At 38.3% G+C, this 16,648-nt stretch carries 13 protein-coding genes; 2 read left to right on the top strand and 11 right to left on the bottom strand.

Features of this window, described 5'->3' with window-relative positions; genetic code table 11:
- Positions 1-8: 8 nt before the first annotated feature.
- The 11 genes from NSTCB13_RS32230 to NSTCB13_RS32180 all read right to left on the bottom strand — a co-directional run bounded on the left by NSTCB13_RS32230 (position 9) and on the right by NSTCB13_RS32180 (position 10,978).
- On the bottom strand, positions 9-2,159 hold the full coding sequence (locus tag NSTCB13_RS32230) for a single-stranded-DNA-specific exonuclease RecJ (RefSeq protein WP_448275117.1): 2,151 nt from the start codon (positions 2,157-2,159) through the stop codon (positions 9-11).
- Positions 2,160-2,241: 82 nt separating this feature from the next.
- The gene (locus tag NSTCB13_RS32225) at positions 2,242-2,667 is read right to left on the bottom strand and encodes a hypothetical protein (RefSeq protein WP_448275116.1); all 426 of its coding nucleotides are present in this window, start codon (positions 2,665-2,667) and stop codon (positions 2,242-2,244) included.
- A gap of 364 nt (positions 2,668-3,031) precedes the next feature.
- Entirely contained in the window at positions 3,032-3,256 is a 225-nt protein-coding gene (locus tag NSTCB13_RS32220; protein ID WP_334817945.1) for a hypothetical protein, read from the bottom strand.
- A 143-nt stretch (positions 3,257-3,399) separates the two neighbouring features.
- Positions 3,400-4,227 (bottom strand): phosphate ABC transporter ATP-binding protein PstB, encoded by an 828-nt coding sequence (pstB, locus tag NSTCB13_RS32215; RefSeq protein ID WP_448275114.1) that lies wholly within the window; start codon positions 4,225-4,227, stop codon positions 3,400-3,402.
- A 51-nt stretch (positions 4,228-4,278) separates the two neighbouring features.
- The gene (gene pstA, locus NSTCB13_RS32210) at positions 4,279-5,178 is read right to left on the bottom strand and encodes a phosphate ABC transporter permease PstA (protein WP_445631646.1); all 900 of its coding nucleotides are present in this window, start codon (positions 5,176-5,178) and stop codon (positions 4,279-4,281) included.
- A 6-nt stretch (positions 5,179-5,184) separates the two neighbouring features.
- Positions 5,185-6,126 (bottom strand): phosphate ABC transporter permease subunit PstC, encoded by a 942-nt coding sequence (pstC, locus tag NSTCB13_RS32205; protein ID WP_445631645.1) that lies wholly within the window; start codon positions 6,124-6,126, stop codon positions 5,185-5,187.
- A 49-nt stretch (positions 6,127-6,175) separates the two neighbouring features.
- Entirely contained in the window at positions 6,176-7,174 is a 999-nt protein-coding gene (locus NSTCB13_RS32200; RefSeq protein ID WP_448275112.1) for a PstS family phosphate ABC transporter substrate-binding protein, read from the bottom strand.
- 88 nt (positions 7,175-7,262) lie between these two features.
- Positions 7,263-8,420 (bottom strand): sulfate ABC transporter substrate-binding protein, encoded by a 1,158-nt coding sequence (locus NSTCB13_RS32195; protein WP_448275111.1) that lies wholly within the window; start codon positions 8,418-8,420, stop codon positions 7,263-7,265.
- A 557-nt stretch (positions 8,421-8,977) separates the two neighbouring features.
- Positions 8,978-9,370: a type II toxin-antitoxin system VapC family toxin gene (locus NSTCB13_RS32190; RefSeq protein ID WP_448275109.1), complete on the bottom strand. Its 393-nt coding sequence runs from the start codon at positions 9,368-9,370 to the stop codon at positions 8,978-8,980.
- Positions 9,371-9,381: 11 nt separating this feature from the next.
- Entirely contained in the window at positions 9,382-9,657 is a 276-nt protein-coding gene (locus tag NSTCB13_RS32185) for a hypothetical protein (protein ID WP_445631641.1), read from the bottom strand.
- A gap of 67 nt (positions 9,658-9,724) precedes the next feature.
- Positions 9,725-10,978 carry an exonuclease SbcCD subunit D gene (locus NSTCB13_RS32180; RefSeq protein WP_322673598.1) on the bottom strand — a complete coding sequence of 418 codons (1,254 nt, stop codon included), beginning with the start codon at positions 10,976-10,978 and terminating at the stop codon, positions 9,725-9,727.
- Between the two features lie 451 nt (positions 10,979-11,429).
- Between NSTCB13_RS32180 and NSTCB13_RS32175 the strand changes: the two genes are divergently transcribed.
- Together NSTCB13_RS32175 and NSTCB13_RS32170 are read left to right on the top strand one after the other, a co-directional pair.
- Positions 11,430-15,239, top strand: a complete 3,810-nt coding sequence (locus tag NSTCB13_RS32175) for an AAA domain-containing protein (protein WP_448275862.1) — start codon at positions 11,430-11,432, stop codon at positions 15,237-15,239.
- 27 nt (positions 15,240-15,266) lie between these two features.
- Positions 15,267-16,637: a hypothetical protein gene (locus tag NSTCB13_RS32170; protein ID WP_448275107.1), complete on the top strand. Its 1,371-nt coding sequence runs from the start codon at positions 15,267-15,269 to the stop codon at positions 16,635-16,637.
- The last annotated feature ends 11 nt before the right edge of the window (positions 16,638-16,648 follow it).

Raw genomic sequence — 16,648 nt, 5'->3', positions numbered from 1 at the left:
CTCATAACTCATAACTCAGCACTCAGTACTGATAACGCCTGAAGGGCAGCTTGGATAATATTGTCATACTGTGGTTGAGAAATATCAACTTCTTTAGCGTTTTGACGATTAGTGCCCAGCAAACCAATTATATGTCCTGGCTGCATGGCTAAGACTTTGCCTTCAGAATTTCTAATTCTTAATTCTGCTTTAATACCATTTTTATAGAAACCACAAGTATATTGTCGCTGGTTGTACTCAAAGGTGGTGCTTGACTGAATAGGTGGCGAAGCAAAAAATTGTTGAATCTGAATTGGCAGTCTGACTCCTATCAACTCTAGCTCAATGCTAGTGTTACCGTTAAAGTAATTTTCTCGCAGTTTATAAGCGATATCCACTCGCGATGGTAAGCGGAAGTAGTCGCCCCAACGCCAAGCGATCGCTTTGATTTTATACTCCTGATTATCAATAGTTTGGGCAACGGTCAGTTTGATGTGACCTTTACCAACAATTTTTTGCTCAACCACTTGAACATTAGGTGTCCAGAAAACTGGATCGGGGTTGTCCATACCGCAGGGATGTAGAGCATTAAGCTGTTGATAAAGCTGTTGATTGATGTGATTAAGGTTGACTTCGGCATCAATTTTCAGCAGAGGTTTGAGATGCTGGGGTTCAAGACACTGGTTAGCAAACTCAATCAAACGCGATCGCAACACCTGTAAATTTTCTGCTGGTAGAGAGAATCCCCCGGCTGCTTTGTGTCCGCCAAATTTCCCTAGTAAATCGTGACAATATTCCAAAGCTTCAAACACATGAAACTCTGGAATTGAGCGTGCAGAACCGCGTATATGTCCCTCATCTTCATAAGTTCCAATAAATACAGGAACACCGTAGCGTTCCACCAAACGAGAGGCGACAATCCCAATAACGCCATGATGCCAATTGGGTTGAACAACAACTAATACACGGTCTTTTTGTAGAGACGCAACAAATTCTGTCTCTACATAAGCGATCGCTTCTTGTTCAATTTGCTGACACATCTCCTGGCGAGAAGCGTTGATTTGTTCGCACTGCATTGCTTTTTCCAGCGCCACTCCCATATCATCTGTAGTCAGCAATTCAATCACAGTCTGGGGATTACCAATCCGGCCAATAGCATTAATTCGCGGCCCCAGACGAAACCCGATATCTTCAGGCTTGAGCGATTTTGGATTTGAGGAGTTAGGAGTGAGGAGTGAGGAGTTAGGAATATTGAATTTTTTCTCCCCTACTTCCCCTGCTCCCCCTGCTCCCCTGCTCCCCTGCTCCCCGTCTCCCCTCGATTGAACGCCGCCTACCTGAATCAATGCCTGTACACCAGCTAAATTGGATTTGGGTAAATGCTGTAAACCGCGTTTCACCCAACGGCGATTCACGCCAGTTAAGGGGGCTAAATCTGCGATCGTTCCCAGTGTAAACAATGCTAGCATTGGCTGGATCAAGCCTTTAGTCTGCCCTAGCTGTTGTGCTAGAGAAACTGCCAAGATGTAGGCAACACCAACACCAGCAACACCCCGATAAGGTGAGGATTCAGCTATCAATTTAGGGTTGAGGATAGCGTTAGCTGGCGGTAATTTTTGGGGTATATCGTGATGATCGGTGATAATCACCGCAAGACCAAGTTCTCTAGCTCTGGCGACTGGTTCAAACGCAGAGATACCATTATCTACAGTCAGAATTAATCCCACCCCTTCGCTGTGAAATTCTTCAACTATGCGTTTATTAATACCATAACCTTCGTGCATCCGGCTGGGGATAGCATAATCTACTTGTGCGCCTAAAGTGCGGAGACTACGCAAAAGTAGAGCAGTGCTGGTCATTCCATCAGCATCGTAGTCACCACAAATAGCAATTTTTGTTTGAGAAGCGATCGCATTTTCCAACAACTCCAAACTAATCGCCAAATCTGGGAAATCTTCTAACGGCGAAGGCAAAACTAAAGACTCTGGATTTAAAAATCCTTGTACCTGTTCTGGTGTTTCCATACCCCGATTAATCAATAACTGGCTGACAATCGGGGAAATATTTGTCAAAACCGCCAGATTTTGGGCAAATTCTGGTTTTTGTGGATAAATTTGCCAACGTTGATCGGGTAAGCGCCTGCGAGGCTTTGATAGTTCAGATACAGCTCGGTCTAGCACAATACAAGTTAGGAGTTTTCAGTTATGAGTGTTGAATTGAAAGTTATTTCTTAACTCATAACTAATAACATTAATTTGCTATCTAAAACACGTTTATCCTACCATCATCCATAATATATAACGAGCGATCGCCCGGAGAGCGCCAAGTCGGACAGAGTTCCAGCCGCAATGTGCCAAAATTAAGTTTCGAGACAATTGCTTGCAGTGACAAACCCTTTTCGCTCCAAAATATCAAAGATGTATTTGGCTCCGTACCCTCTATTTCTTCTAAACTCAATTTCTGCCCTGGACTCAAAGATATTGCATCAGTCCCAGAAGGTTTTTGGATTTTGATCGGGTTAGGTGTGCTATTTATAACTTCAACTCTGATGTGTTGCCCAGGTGTAAATTGAATTTGGTGCGACCCACACTTAGAGGCACAAGTTCGAGCGAAAGTGGCACTGGGATTATTGATTGATGCAACTAGAATGGTAGCTGCAACTAAAGCAAATGACAGAGGCTTAAACATAATACACAGTATAAGTGCTAGACTAAAATGTTACTTCAGTTTAGTACTTTCAAGCCTCAGTATATTTTCCAGAATTACTTTGGTAATTCCCAGTTATTAACTTACTAATTACGAATTATTTTTATAAACATCTCCTCTCGCACCAATAGCGTAAATTTCGATGTCTTTGGAATTAATATCGACTGTAAAAATAATTCTGTTTTTACCTATACGTAGTCTGTAAAATCCCTCCCAATCACCTTTCATCTTTTTGATATCTAGTTCTGTAAACGGGATAATACCTTAGTCTTCGACAGCAATAAAAATTTGCTTTATTTGCTCCCGAATATTTTCGACATCTTCGGGATTTGCTTTTTCTAAAAATTTAATCGCTTTTTTGCGAAATTTTATTGCCATATCTTACCCAATCGGTCATATCAATTACTTCATCCTCAGCATCATCTGAAGGTACACCAAACTCAGCTTCAAGTTCGCGTTGCTCATCATCATTTATGTAAGGAATAAGAATTTGGCAAAGGCGAAGTCTTTCTTCTTGCAGAACTTCACGCATAGTTTCTTTAATCAATGCTTTTAATTCTTGAATTTCCACTGTATGCCTTTAATTCGTAGTTAGATGTATATATATTATCTAGTCTCAGCTTGTACGGGAGGGAAAGGTTAAAGGGCAAAAGAATAATAGTAGTTCACAACTGAACTTGACTCTTACCTTTCCCCTTCTACTGTGATGCCTCTTTAGCCAAACCGTCCACTGATATAATCCTCAGCTTCTTTCGTTTGAGGAGAACTGAACATTTGCGCTGTCGGATTAAACTCAACTAATTTTCCGCGACGTTTGCCATGCTCGTCAATTTCTGTATTGAAGAAAGCCGTGTAATCTGCGACTCTAGAAGCTTGTTGCATGTTGTGAGTCACCATAATGATGGTGTATTGCTCCTTGAGTTCTAAGCAGAGTTCTTCTACTTGGCGGCTAGAAATTGGGTCGAGAGCAGAACAGGGTTCATCCATTAATAATACATCTGGCTTCATGGCGATCGCACGCGCAATGCAAAGTCGTTGCTGTTGTCCGCCAGATAATGCAGTACCTTTCTCTTTAAGTTTGTCCTTGACTTCATCCCAGATAGCAGCGCGTCTGAGAGAATCTTCCACCAATTCATCAATGTTACCTTTATAACCGTTAGCCCGCGGCCCAAAGGAAACATTTTCGTATATTGATTTGGGGAAAGGATTCGGTCTTTGAAAAACCATGCCGACTTGGCGGCGTAATTTTACAGAATTGATCTTAGGATCGTAAATGTTGCGATCGCGATAATTCAGTCTACCCTCAACCTTTGCTCCAGGGATTAAATCATTCATCCGATTGAAGCAACGCAGTAAGGTACTTTTACCACATCCTGAAGGCCCAATAAAAGCAATAATTTGTTTTTCAGGAATCTTGAGATATACATCTAAAAGTGCCAGAAATCCTCCATACAAAACCTTTACACCTTCAACATTGAAGACGCTATTATCTTGGTCAATTGTGGCACTATCTGATTTACTTCTACTATTGCTATAAGTCATGTGATTGAACTCCAATATCTGTGAATCTATCCAAATTAGATATTTAATTACCTAATTTATTGAGAAGCGTTGGCGAATATAAATTGCAACACCATTTAAAGCTAAAATCAAGATTAACAACGCAATAATTGTGGCTGCTGCTGCACTTGCAAAACCCGGTTCAGGACGAGTTATATAACTGTAAATTTGAATGGGTAATGCCATAAACCTCTGAAACAAACCAGGGTTAAAGGTGAGAAAACCCACAGCACCGACAACAATCAGAGAGGCTGCATCACCTATAGCACGGGATACAGAGATAATTACCCCCGTCAGAATACCGGGAACAGCATAAGGTATGACATGATTGCTAATAGTTCGCCATTTTGTGACACCTAATCCGTAAGAAGCATTTCTCAAGGAATCTGGGACAGAGCGAATTGCTTCTCTAGCTGTCACAATAATTACTGGTAAAGACAACAAAGATAAAGTCAATGCACCGGAAATCAAAGCAGGGCCAAACCCAAGCAAATAATTGAAAACCCCTAAACCCAGCAATCCATAGACAATAGAAGGTACACCTGCCAAATTACTGATATTAATCTCAATAATCGCTGTCCACCAAGCTTTAGGTGCATACTCTTCTAGATATAAAGCTGCTCCGACACCAATGGGGACAGTAACTAAAATCACAACCAACCCTAAAAGAATGCTGCTGACAATTGCAGGACGGATACCACCTTGGTCAGGAAAACGAGAAGGAGTTTCCGTGAGAAAGCCGGGTGATAAAAATCTGCCTAATCCGTCTTTCAAAATATCAAAAAGTAGCAACGCTAGGATAAATAAACCAATCAGCAATCCTAACAAAAAAAGTACTTCAAATACTTTACCCAATGTTTCTCTACTTTCAACATTATCGGTAAATTCTGCCGCAGAATCTAGAGAATCATTTTGTTGATAACTTGTAGCCATATTTATTTAGTCGTATTTTTCCTTAAAGCGATTAGCAATCCAGAAACTAACAATATTCAAAGCAAGGGTAAGTAGAAATAAAACAGCACCTACAGCATATAATGTTTTGAAATTCAGGCTACCACGCGGACTATCTCCACCAGAAATTTGTGCCATGTAGGCTGTCATTGTTTCTACTGATTCCGCAAAGTTGATAGTTAGTCTTGGTTGCTGTCCAGCGGCGATGAGAACAGTCATTGTTTCACCCACAGCTCGAGAAATACCCAAAATAATCGAGGCGATGATTCCAGAAAGTGCGGCTGGTAGAACTACTTTAAAAATGGTTTCCAGTTTAGTGATACCTAAAGCATAAGATCCTTCTCGCAAAGAACGCGGAACTGCTCGGATGGCATCTAAGCTGATAGAACCAACAGTAGGAGTAATCATTACCCCCATCATTAATCCCGCACTCAAAGCGTTGAATATTTCCAGAGGGATAACATTCCGCAGCAATGGTGTTAAGAACAACAGCGCAAAGTAACCATATACTACTGTAGGTACTCCCGCCAAAAGTTCCACTGCCGGACGTAAAATAGCTGCTACTTTGGGTTGAGCATACTCACTTAAATAAATCGCAGAAGATAAACCTAGAGGAATAGCAACCGCCATTGCAATAGCTGTAGTTAAAAAAGTGCCATTAATTAAGGGCCAAATGCCAAAATGTTTCTCTGCAAATAGAGGTGTCCATTTAGTATCAAGAAAGAATTTGGCAAAGGAAACTTCTTGGAAAAAACTGAATGTCTCCTGAAAGATAATTACAACAATACCAAAAGTAGTCAAAACCGAAACTAAAGCACAAGCAAATAAAATTACCGCCACAATCTTTTCAGATATATCTTCAGATGGATTTTTATCCAGTGATTCTCTGGATTGTAGATAAAGACCATCTTGAGAATTAGTATTTTGCATAAACAATTAACTTCTCACTAAAATTAAACTACTATGCCTGAGACTTTATTTAAATAAAGTTTGTGATCGGTTCACCTGGTTTTGCTTTTTTAAACTTTGTCCCAGTTTCACCAGTAGCAAATTTTTGTTTGACTTTGAGATAAGCTTCATCAGGTAATGCTACATAACCTACACTATCTACCCACTTCCAAGAATTTTCTAGATAAAAATCTACAAATTCTTTAACTGCTGGCTTAGTATCTAAAGATTTTTTGCTGACATAGATGAAGAGAGGACGAGACAAAGGTGTATAGATATTTTTAATTACATTATCCACCGGAACTGGTTTTTCACACTTTCCAGTAAGACTTTCTACAGCAACTAGATTCAGTTTTTCTTGATTTTGAATGTAGTAAGATATTCCAACATAACCCAAGGCTGTTACATCACCTGACACTCCTTGTACGAGAAGGTTTTGATTCTGAGTGGCAGTGTAGTCTGTACGGCCATTCTTGGCTTTGCCAGTCACAGCTTGAGTCATATAATCGAATGTTCCCGTATCCGAAGATGGAGCATATAGCTTCAGCTTTTCGTTAGGAAACTTGGGATTAACTTGATTCCATGACAATATTTTGCCGTCTGATTTGCCGCCCCAAATCTTACCCAGTTCCTTAATAGTTAGACATTTGGCAAAGTTATTTTGACGGTTGGCAATCACGGCGATGCCATCTAAAGCTACAGGCAATTCGACAAAGTTAATATTCTTACTTTGACATTTTTTGATTTCTTCATCTCTAATGGTACGAGAAGCACCAGCGATATCAATATCGCCATTACAAAATTTACTGAAACCGCCACCAGTACCACTTGAGGCAACGCTAACTTGAGCTTCAGGCTTAACTTTACCGTATTCTTCTGCAACTGCTAAAGAAATCGGAAAGCCTACAGCTGCACCATCAATACTCACTTGACTTTTCAATTGCCCGCCGTTACAAGCACTGATACTGCTGGCAATAAGCATTAAAGATGTTAAGAAAAAGCTATCCTTAAATCGGCTACGAAAGCTCATAAAATTATTAATTTAAGTAAAATGACTGTAAATTGCTGCTTATGCTTGGCTATCTGCAAATAAAGAATGCTGCATTAAAAAATACATATCATGCTTTGTTTGCAGCTTGCACTTTGTCAAAAATTGCTCCATCTCCAAAAAACTTTTTCTGAATAATATCCCAGCCACCTAAATCTTGAGATGTGAATAAAGTTTTAATTGGTGGATGTTGTGATGCTACTTCTTGGCTAACGGTGGGGTTAACAGGACGATATTGTAATTTTGCAAATTCCCGTTGAGCTTCTGTAGAGTAAAGAAAATCAACAAATGCTTGTGCAACTTCTCTTGTACCGTGTTTCTCGGCGTTTTTATCAACTACCGCTACAGGATTATCAATGGAAATATTGACTTGGGGTACAATATAAGGCAACTTAGTCCCATTTTTACCCGCCAAAATTACCTCATTTTCGTAGTTAATTAAGACATCTCCCTGACCTTTTTGGAAAAATAAATCGCTTGCTTCACGGGCATCTTTTGTTAGAACAGGGGTGTTTTTATAAACTTTAGTGACATAATTTAACGCTGTGGTTTCGTCGCCTCCCGTTAGACTCACCGAACCCCAAAAAGCTAAGAATTCCCAGATAGCAATACCAGAAGTTTTTGGGTTAGCTGCAATCACTTTCACGCCATCTTTTGCCAAGTCTGCCCAAGTATTGATACCTTTAGGATTGCCTTCGCGAGTAACGATCGCAGCAACCGATTTGCTAACAATACCATTTCTGGGAGCTTCGGTTTCCCAACCTGATTTAATCAAACCTGCTTGTTGAATTTTGCTGACATCCAGGGGAAGTGCCAAGTGTACTATATCTGCTTCTTGCGAACCGTTAATGACAGCAGCCGCTTGAGCGCCAGAACCTCCATAACTTTGCTCAAATGTGACGTTTTGGTTATGTTCTTGCTTCCACTTCTGGACAAATTTGGGGATTATCTGGTCATGAGCGGCTTTGGTGACAGAGAAAGATACAAGTTTTAGCTTAACATCATTTTTGCTAGCTGAACTGCTTCCAGAACAGGAGGCAACTGCTATACTCAAAAAAATACTTGTTAAAAATAGACTCACAAAGCTTTGTACACTGCGTCCATTCAACCAATTTTTAATTGCGTGTTGATACCGGAGTTGTATACTCTGCAAAGCTTTCATGACATAAGGCTGTATTCCTTCACTTAGAAATTTACTTAACTGTGTCGGTTGTTGCGACTTGCTCATTAGAATCACCCCTAAATCTACGGTATTTCTACACGCATACCGTGATTAGGAGAATTATAGGGTATATAGAATAATATTTATCATCTGAATTAATTTTTTTTTACTCAATGAGCAATTAACGATCGAAAGTAGCAAATAAATCTGATTTACCAAGGCATTTCAGAAGACAGTTTTTTTGCTGGATAGAAAAACAATCTGATTCCATACATAATATTTGCTAAAAAGATGTGATTTTTAATACAAAACAGTAGTGTAAATTCGACTTTTTTTAGCCAGTAAAGCTGTTTTTAAAATAAAGTAGCCGCACTATAGCATCTTGAGTATCATATTGAGCGATCGCCCTCATTAAGACTATCAATTATCTGAATTTATACTATATTAATTATTCTCTCATTATTGAAAGAGCGATCGCCAATCAACCGACTATTTACGAATCGGTTTAATCGTGTGGACATATTAATTATTCTCTCATTATTGAAAGAGCGATCGCCCCTGTTGTGAGAATATACGATCGGGCGATCGCTCACTTGTAGAAATACTTATATATAGCTTTTTTGCTATTCTAACCAGTTCTCTAATTGCAAATTAGGTATATTTTCAAAATCTTTAATATTGTTTGTAACCAAAATATCATTACGAGAACGGACAACAGCAGCAATTAGTGCATCTACTTCTCCTGTTGGTCTACCAATTTGCCTCAATTCACTTTGGATTTTACCAAATTGTCTGGCAGCATCTATATCAAATGGCTCAATAGGTAATAGTTCAGTTAGTTGTGCTAGTGTTTCTAAATTTTTTTCAACTTGTTTATAACAGTAAACACCTTTGTAAAGTTCTGAAACTACTATTGTAGATAGATAGCATTGGCTGAAATAGCGATTAAATACAGGTACTACTTTGGAATTACCGTTAAGCAATGCAATACAAATGTTAGTATCTAAGAGATACATTAGTCTTTATTCTATTTATCTATTGAGTTTATTACCCTTCCTTGGTAAGTATGACGCTGCTGGTTAATTTCAGCAAAGACATCTATCAACTCTGTTTGGTCTTGCCAAACTCCAAATAATTGATTCAATTTTGCTAATCTCTCTTCATCTGTTAAGTTTAGTTTTGCTACTACAGATTCAGTATCAGGAAGTTCTAGATTAACGATTATTTCTGCTCCATCGGGAATACTGTGAATTTGCTCTAATAATTCAATAGTTTGACCGCGTTTAATTCCTCTAATCTTCATTGTATGATTACTCCTGTAATCCCTACTATTCACATCTTAGATATTTTCTCATTGTAGTTATTTTAACCTACTCATTAGTTGCTGCTTCCAGCCAAACTTCCACATCATCTGCTAGCAACTTTTGTGCTGCATCCATCATTGAGGTTGCGATATCTTTAAGGTCTTCGCGATTGTTCAAGTAAGTTTTCAACGCTTCCATTGGGTCGATGCTGCTACTTGCACTCAATTCAGGAATGCGGGGCCTGGCTAATTGACTCACTAATTCTGCTTGAATGGTGTAGGTATGAGCGGGACTTAAAGCAGTATGTAGAGAGGAACTGTCAATTAAATCCATCTGTTCGGAGCGGAGTTTGTAAATTAGCCGCACTACAGCATCTTGAATATCATACTTGGCGATCGCTTTCATTAACACCGCTTGCGGATCGTCTGCTTTTGAGACATCCACTTCAATGGTGCGGAAAGTCCGAACTGTTAAAGGGCAAAATTCCCACTCAGCGCTTCCCCGCTCCAGTTCTATCATCACATAGCCTTTGTCTTCTTTTTCTTCACTAAAATCTACCCGCTCAATACTCCCTGGATAAATCACCGGCGGGTTGTTAGATTTATTCAGATTTTGGTGGCGGTGGACGTGTCCCAACGCTACATAATCAAAACAAGGTCGCGTTAGCAAAGATAAGGGCAGAGTAAAACCTTTACCCACCGCCAAAAATCTTTCTGCGCCCAAGCTAGCATTGTCAGCCATCAAGTGAGCCAAAAGGATAGTAGGTACATCTGGGTCAAGACGGCGAACTTCCCCTTCTAGAACAACTCGCAGACGTTCCGTTAATAGTTGGTTGACTTCCGCCAAAGATAAACCTTCAGTCTCTTGGCGAGTCATCAGGGTGGAACGAGTCAGCCAAGGCAGGGTAATTACCTGCACTTTGCCATTACGCGTTTCGATACAGTGCGTAGTTAATGTATCACCAACAACAAACCCTGGCACTCCCAAAGTGCGGTAAATATTTAAACTTGCCCCTCCCTGTCCTTGGGAATGTTGGTCGTGGTTGCCTACCAATAGCACTGTCGGAATATTGGCATCCATTAGACGGCGAAATTGGCTAGCAAACGCTTGTTGTACATAAGGCGGTGGTGTAGCATCCGGGAAAGCATCGCCACCAAATATCACCATATCAACGGCATCTGTCAGCGCTCGGTCAATACATATCGACAATGTATTGACAAAATCCTCCAACCGTGTATTTAATCCAGTCTCAGGATTAATTCGTCCGTGGGAAAAGCCGCTTCCCATGTGGATATCGGAGAGGTGGAGGATTTTAATCATATTTGTCCTTTATTTTATGTCTACATATTAATAACAAATAGCTATTGAAAACTCTCTAAATGTCTCAAACTTAGCAATTACGGGTCAGTTGTTTGCGTGTTTTTTGATGTTTTAGTATAGGTTATTGCGCTATATTTATGAACTTTGTACAAAAATATGTACTTTCTAAGGAATTTTACTTAAAATATAAAGTATCAGAAAAAAGGTTTGTTTTGATTAACTGCTAGCAATCGCAAGTCAATGAGTAACGGCATAGATCCTGTAATTCAACGAAAAATCAATGATTGGAGGGATACACTTGCTGGTTCAAGTAACAGTAATCCACTACTTGACTTCCGAAAGAGCAAAAAGCCAAAAATTGAGGTTGTTACATCATCTTTAATCTTATTTGACAACCTCGCTGGATATGAATCCGAATCAATTTCCTTTAAGGAGTTGAGAACTAACCAAACTGAAGCTGACCCTCATCAAGCTTCTAGATAAACTGCGTAGAGAAGCAAAAAAAACAATAGAAGAAAAGGGTTTTATTAGCCTGTTCTTAGTCCTTGGTACTCTGACCTGGTTTGATACTGCAAAGCCTCAAGAAAAAAAGGAGAAGGATAAGTTAGTATCTCCTCTGTTGCTCATTCCAGTGGAATTACAAAAGAAAGGTAAAAAGCCACCAGAATATACACTATGCTCTACTGATGAGGATATTTCCATTAACTTCCTTTTAGTAAACAAGCTACGTGACGAATTTAATATCACGTTGCCTGAAACTGAAACACTTCAAAATTTGGGCTATGAAGGATTTATAAATGCAGTGCGTACTGCTATAGGCGAAAAGCAGGATTGGCAACTAGAAGAGACTGCTTATATCACCTTATTTGAGTCTGTCAAAACAGCGATGGTTAAGGATCTCGAACAAAATCAGGAACTCATCGCCAATCACCCGGTTCTGCAAGGGCTTGCTCTACAAGAAGCACAAGAAAATCGTAGTGATATTAAGACTATCACAGATAAAGAACTGGATACAATCAATCCTGAATTGATATATCAGATATGTAATGCTGATTCTAGCCAGCAAGTAGTAATTGAAGCTGCAAAGGCAGGGCTTAGTTTTGTAGTCCAGGGGCCTCCAGGGACAGGAAAAAGCCAAACGATTGCCAACATAATTGCCGAACTAATAGGCAAAAACAAAACAGTTCTGCTAGTTGCAGAAAAGGAGACTGCCTTAGATGCCGTATACAAGACACTACGACGAGATTCTGAGCCTAGCCTTGAAGACTTATGTTTAAACCTACACCATAAAGGTACAACTAACACCAAAGAGTTTGTAAAAGAACTAAATCAAACTAAAATTCGTTTGTCACAAAGAAATGAAACTGAGTTACAACAGGGAAAGCGAGATATATTCTTTCAACAATTACGTAACTGTCAGCAAAGCCTCAATAGTTATACTGCAAGTTTGCATCATAAACACCAGCCAATAAACAAATCTGCTTTTGAACTTTATGGTGAATTACTCAAACTGGAACGAGAGTTAAATACGACACTCGAATTTAATACCTATAATCTTAAAGATTGGTCAGAAAAAAGATTATTGTTGGAAGCTAAAGATTTACTGAATGATCTGGGACAATTTGAGGCATTTTTTCGAGGAAGACAGAAAACTATATGGTCAAGTAGTCCCATAAGGAGATGGAATTCTGATGTTAGCAGTGACTTACGCCAGAATATTGACGACTTGCGACAAGGAATTCAGCTTGCCACAATAACTACTACTCGTTTGCGGCAGTTATTAAAAATAGAACCTGCTAATACTTTATTAGGTTTAGACAAGCTTCAGCTAGCGATAGCTCATCTTATTGAAGTACCTCCACGTTTTCCTAAGAATTGGTTGCGAGGAACGATATTAAATACTTTGCAACAAAACTTTGATGAACTTAAAGATGATATTGGTGAACTTCAACGTATAGGCTCAGATTTTAGTAATAAATACATCAATGAGTTTTTAAGCTGGAATTTACCAGAATTGACGGAATTTAAACAACGCTTTCAGAATTATAAAGGTATTTTTCGCTGGTTAAAATGTGGTTATTTACGTACTCGCAGAAGCCTTATTAGCCTCCAAAAAGTAAAAAATAGAGTGACTGACCAAGAATTAATTAAAGATATTGATAATGCAATTCGGCAACGTGAAACTTGGAATAGATTAAAAGATACTACACATCAATATCATCGAGCGTTTGGTTCATTCTTTGAAGCTCAAATGCCAGACTTAGATGCTATTGAGCAAGCATTGAATTGGTTGAAAAGTCTACAAAGTCATTCACTGCTTTCAAAGGAAGTTGCAATAGTTATCTCTTCATCTGAAAATTTGCAAGAACTTAGGACTTTATTAACAAATTTACAGACTTCACGAAACTTGATAACAGAAGGCTTTGAATTCCTCAAACAACATTTTCACCAGGAACCAATGGCAAAACCTGGTGAATTAGAAATAAAACCTTTATATGAAGTAGAAAATTTCCTTAATAAAGCCCAAAAAGAGCTAGATTGGTTCCAGAAATGGTTAGACTGCGAACAGCTAGTAAAGAAACTAGAACATATTGGAGCTAAAGATTTTTTATTAAAACTAAGAGAGTCTAATATTCAACCAATTTTTTGGTTTTTAGTTCTACAACAAGGTATTTATAAGGACTGGTTGGAATACATCTTAGATAGTACTGAATTGCGGAATTTTAACCAAAAAAGGCATGAGCAGAAATTAGAAGAATTTTCTCAGCTTGATAATGAACAGTATCAAGTAGCAATACAGCGTTTGAGACAACTCCACGCTGAACGCTGGAAAGTGTGGTCTGTACAACCAGAAGCAAGGAAGCAAATACAATTACTCGAACAACAAAACACATTAAAAAAAGGGCATAAAAAAATCCGTCAATTCATCAAAGAAGCTTCTAAACTTGTGACTACCTTAAAACCTTTTTGGCTAATGAGTCCGCTTGCTGTTAGTCAATATATAGAACCGCAAGCTGTAGAGTTCGATGTAGTAATTTTCGATGAAGCTTCCCAAGTTTGTACCGAAGATGCAGTACCTTCAATTATGCGAGCAAAGCAGGTAATAGTTGTTGGTGACAGGAAGCAACTACCGCCAACTTATTTCTTTAAAAGCAATGCTTCAGGTGGTGAAGATGAGGAGCAAGAAATATATGACAGCTTGCTCGATGAATCTTGGTCACTCCCAGATAAATTTACGCTGAAATGGCACTATCGCAGTAAACACGAGAGTTTAATTGCCTTCTCAAACCAAAACTTTTATGATTTAGAGCTTTTGACTTTCCCAAATCCAGCAAAAAATCCTAATCTAGGCGTTCATTTTGAGTACGTTTCAGATGGAATCTACACCCCCGGTGATAATGGAAAATATAATATCCGCGAAGCACAAAAAGTAGCAGAACTGACAATACAGCATTGTCTAGAACATTGTCGAGAGCATAAGGATCTTTCTGAACTTTCTTTGGGAATTATTACGTTAAATGAATCTCAAGAAGAAATGATTCGAGACAAACTACAGCAACTTAGTTCAGACTATCCAACAATTCAAGAATTGTGTCAAGAAGACTCGCGTAATTTCTTTATTAAACCACTAGAAAGAGTTCAAGGAGACCAGCGAGAAATAATTATTTTTAGCTTTGGGTTTGGGTTTTATGAAAACAGCCAGAAGCTAATCCATAAATTTGGGCCTCTTACTAATTCAGGAGGAAGGCGACGCTTAAATGTAGCAGTAACTCGTGCAAAAAGCAAGTTTGTTTTAGTAGCTTCTATTAAAGCAATAAATTTTGATTCGGATAATGAGGAAGTGAGGCTGATACAAAAATATTTTGAATTTGCTGAAAAGGGTGGTGAAAAATTAGAAACGCAATTTGATAATAATTTTTCCGAATATGATTTTCTTTTTGAAGAGGATGTATATCAAGCTCTAACACAGCAAGGATACAGGGTGAAAAAACGGATAGGTCGTTCAGCCTATCCCATAGACTTAGCAATAATAGATGATCGACGGCAAGAAACAGAAGAGTTTTTGTTGGGTATTGTTTGTGATGGGACTATTTATCATAAATATCCTACCGCACGGGAGCGCGATCGCCTCCGCCACGAAATTCTGAAAGGCTTGGGTTGGAACATTTACAGAATTTGGTCTAGCGAGTGGTATAGGGATAGAAACACTCAGATCAAGCTACTAGTAGAACACATAAAAAATTTGCTGAATCAGGAATAGACAAAGGTGCTAGTGTAGTCTTTCAAGATGACATTGGCAGCATCCTGTAATTTTTGTATGCAATCAACAGAAATTGAAGAATTATTAACAAATATTCAAAAACTACAATCGATAATGATTGTAGTTGCTACTAATTCCCAAGAGTATCGAATTCAGGATAAAGAAGACGAGTACACTGAACTTTATCAAGAAATAACATCACAAATAGAAGACCTTCAATACCAAGGATTTCCTATACAAAATCCAAACAATTTTTACTCACTATGGGACTGGTATAGGCACTGGAAATCTAAGTTAGGTAAATCTGCTTTTCGGGGAGGTTATATTCATAACCTTTATCAAAATTTATGCAATCAAGTTTATATTGCTTTATGCAAAAATTATGTCAAAGTTACCTCACAAGAAGTTTTAGATAATGAGTTAGAACCAACACAAATGGAGGAATTAAAAGCCAAAATAGAAAAGCTACAAGAAATCATGATAGAGATAGCTACTGAAAATAATACTATTTCTTCAATTCAGTATAATGATGAAAATTACAGAAAGTTATATCAAGAAGTTTGGTTTAAAATAGAAATTTTTAGAGAAACAGGAATATCAGTCTCAAATACCAATCAGTTTCGCTCACTTTGGCAATGGTACAGTTTCTATTCAGAGCAGCTAGAGAATACAAAGACTGCACGCCGTGAATATATTTATAATCTTTATGTAAATGTTGCTAAACCAATAGAAAAAGCATTAAGACAATACCGCTCTAACTCTACTTATTCCATACAAGAATTTATTCAAATTTTGAAGGATCGATTTAATCAGACCACTTATACCCAGACTACTATAGATTCTACGAGCATAACCCCAGTTTTAAGCAACAACGTGCAAACATCTAATCTCAAATTAGATGAGAGATTTCAGCAACAAATATTGGAACCTGTTGCTAGTTCGTTTTCTGTCCTAGCTACTCAAACTCTTGAAGAGTCGCTGCAATTATTTGGAAATTATAGTTTAAGTTGGACAAATGAAAATGTCATGAATCCTGAAATATTTTTAGAACAGGGAGAGGTTGTAAATTTGGAGGATAGACTAGAAAATTTATTTGCTATGAAACTCGATAATGCGGTCAATAAAAGAAGTATTTTTATTACATCTGGCATTGATGATTCATTTATTAGAACTATAAATTTTAACAGTAGTCCTGTAGAAATAACTAATATAGTAGTAGCAAAGTTTAAAAACTATAAAGTTTCCAATCAGCGAGTAGATTATCACCCACTGATAAATTTATTACAGTATCTACTTAATCGAAAAGAAAGTTATGAGTTGGAAGACCAAGATATAAAATTATTCACTAAATTAGCTGAACGAGGGTCGGGAAAACTTCAACGCTTTAAAGGCTCGTAACACTGTTTGCA

Source organism: Nostoc sp. DSM 114160 (assembly GCF_053470305.1).
Note: the sequence above shows the minus strand (reverse complement) of the source record. Positions and strands in the feature narration are given on the sequence as shown.

Excerpts from the sequence above, each read along its gene's own strand:
- NSTCB13_RS32195 (WP_448275111.1), bottom strand. The coding sequence starts at position 8,420 with ATGAGCAAGTCGCAACAACCGACACAGTTAAGTAAATTTCTAAGTGAA.
- NSTCB13_RS32225 (WP_448275116.1), bottom strand. The coding sequence starts at position 2,667 with ATGTTTAAGCCTCTGTCATTTGCTTTAGTTGCAGCTACCATTCTAGTT.
- pstB (WP_448275114.1), bottom strand. The coding sequence starts at position 4,227 with ATGACTTATAGCAATAGTAGAAGTAAATCAGATAGTGCCACAATTGAC.
- NSTCB13_RS32185 (WP_445631641.1), bottom strand. The coding sequence starts at position 9,657 with ATGAAGATTAGAGGAATTAAACGCGGTCAAACTATTGAATTATTAGAG.
- NSTCB13_RS32190 (WP_448275109.1), bottom strand. The coding sequence starts at position 9,370 with ATGTATCTCTTAGATACTAACATTTGTATTGCATTGCTTAACGGTAAT.
- NSTCB13_RS32170 (WP_448275107.1), top strand. The coding sequence starts at position 15,267 with ATGACATTGGCAGCATCCTGTAATTTTTGTATGCAATCAACAGAAATT.
- pstA (WP_445631646.1), bottom strand. The coding sequence starts at position 5,178 with ATGGCTACAAGTTATCAACAAAATGATTCTCTAGATTCTGCGGCAGAA.
- NSTCB13_RS32180 (WP_322673598.1), bottom strand. The coding sequence starts at position 10,978 with ATGATTAAAATCCTCCACCTCTCCGATATCCACATGGGAAGCGGCTTT.
- NSTCB13_RS32200 (WP_448275112.1), bottom strand. The coding sequence starts at position 7,174 with ATGAGCTTTCGTAGCCGATTTAAGGATAGCTTTTTCTTAACATCTTTA.
- pstC (WP_445631645.1), bottom strand. The coding sequence starts at position 6,126 with ATGCAAAATACTAATTCTCAAGATGGTCTTTATCTACAATCCAGAGAA.